The sequence below is a fragment of the Mycobacterium sp. genome (assembly GCF_049683355.1).
Lineage (GTDB): Bacteria > Actinomycetota > Actinomycetes > Mycobacteriales > Mycobacteriaceae > Mycobacterium.
Genome location: NZ_JBAUJB010000167.1, coordinates 1 through 1,540, shown reverse-complemented (window position 1 = coordinate 1,540; position 1,540 = coordinate 1). Strand labels below are relative to the sequence as shown.

General features: G+C 70.9%; 1 protein-coding gene and 2 pseudogenes. All 3 read right to left on the bottom strand.

Going from position 1 to position 1,540, the window contains the following annotated elements; translation table 11 throughout:
- A pseudogene (locus tag WA944_RS10205) lies at positions 1-433 on the bottom strand (ABC transporter permease); the annotation flags it as partial.
- Positions 430-1,335, bottom strand: coding sequence for an ATP-binding cassette domain-containing protein (locus WA944_RS10200; protein ID WP_526373775.1), 906 nt, complete (start codon positions 1,333-1,335; stop codon positions 430-432). The gene WA944_RS10200 and the pseudogene WA944_RS10205, both read right to left, overlap by 4 nt.
- Positions 1,332-1,540, bottom strand: a pseudogene (locus tag WA944_RS10195) (SGNH/GDSL hydrolase family protein); the annotation flags it as partial. The gene WA944_RS10200 and the pseudogene WA944_RS10195, both read right to left, overlap by 4 nt.

Below are 1,540 nucleotides of genomic sequence, written 5' to 3'. Positions count from 1 at the left end.
CGTAGACCCCGACCGCGGCAGTCGTTCGCCACGCCGCCGCGTCGAGATCCACCCGGGCCACCAGGATCGACCCGAGAACCATCACGGCGCCGACTGAACCCGAGAACACCGCCGCCACAACAGCTTTTGCCACCAGCACCAGGGTCCGTCCCGGGCTGGCCAGAAACGTGGTGCGCACCATCCCGGTGCGGTACTCCCCCGTCACCGTCATCGCTGCGACGACCATCAGCACCGGCACCCCGAACACCGCGACTCCCATCGCGGCCGTCGGCGCGCTCAACTGTTCGGGGTCGTAGGCCGCGGCGGTCTGCAGGGCGGCGATGCCTAGGCTCAACACCACCACCGCCGCCGTGGACCACAGCGGCGACCGCACCGTCGTCAGCTTGATCCGCTCGGCGTTGATCACAGCGGCCACCGTGGTCAGCGGGGTCATGTGCGGCCACCGCGGTACTCGGTGGCGTCGTCGGTGGACGACAGGTAGGCCTGTTCGAGCGACACCTGCTCGGCGCGCAGTTCGTGCAGCGTGATCGAGTGCCGGGCGGCCAGTTCCCCGACCGCCTCGGTGGTGGCGTCGTGCACCGTCAACGCATCGGCTGCGCCGGTCACGGTCAATCCGGAGGCGGTGAGGACCTCGTGCAGGGTGTCACGCTGGGGGCTGCGCACCCACACGGTGGCCCGCCCGGAGCCGCCGATGAACTCGGCGACCGTGGTGGAGGCGATCAGCTTGCCTCGGCCGATGACGACCAGACGGTCGGCGGTGTTCGCCATCTCGGAGAGCAGGTGGCTGGAGACCAGGACGGTGCGTCCCTGCGCCGCCAGCGTGCGCATCAGCGTGCGGACCCAGTGAATCCCCTCCGGGTCGAGGCCGTTGACCGGTTCGTCGAACAACAACACCGGCGGATCGCCGAGCAGCGCGGCGGCGATTCCCAGGCGCTGGCTCATCCCCAGTGACAGCGTGCCGGCCCTGGTGCCCGCGACGCTGGTCAGCCCGACCATGTCCAGCACCTCGTCGATGCGGCCGGCCGGAATACGGTTCGTCGCCGCGATCCAGCGCAGGTGATTGCGCACCGACCGGTTGGGGTGGACCTGACGGGCGTCCAGAAGCGCCCCCACGCTGCGCAACGGATCGGTGAGCTGCCGGTAGGCCTTGCCGCCGATGGTGGCGGTTCCCGACGTCGGGTGGTCGAGCCCGAGGATGATCCGCATCGTGGTGGTCTTTCCGGCGCCGTTGGGGCCCAGGAAGCCGGTCACGACGCCGGGTTCGATGGTGCACGTCAGACCGTCGACGGCACGGTTGGACCCGTAGGCCTTGGTCAGAGCGGAAAGTTCGATCATGTGCCGGCGGCGACCACCATGTCGGCGACCGCACGCATGCCGTCGGCGTTCGGGTGCAGCGGGGCCGGGCGGCGCGGTACCGGCCAGCCGAACCGGGTCGTCCAGGGCTGCGCGGACCACGCGTGGTGGTCCCGGCTGGCCTCGGCGGCACCCACCACCCCACACCCGGTCTGCGCGGCCGCGTCGCCGGTCAGCCGCTCCAGGG

Coding starts and splice junctions, on each gene's coding strand:
- WA944_RS10200 (WP_526373775.1), bottom strand. CDS start 1,335: ATGATCGAACTTTCCGCTCTGACCAAGGCCTACGGGTCCAACCGTGCC.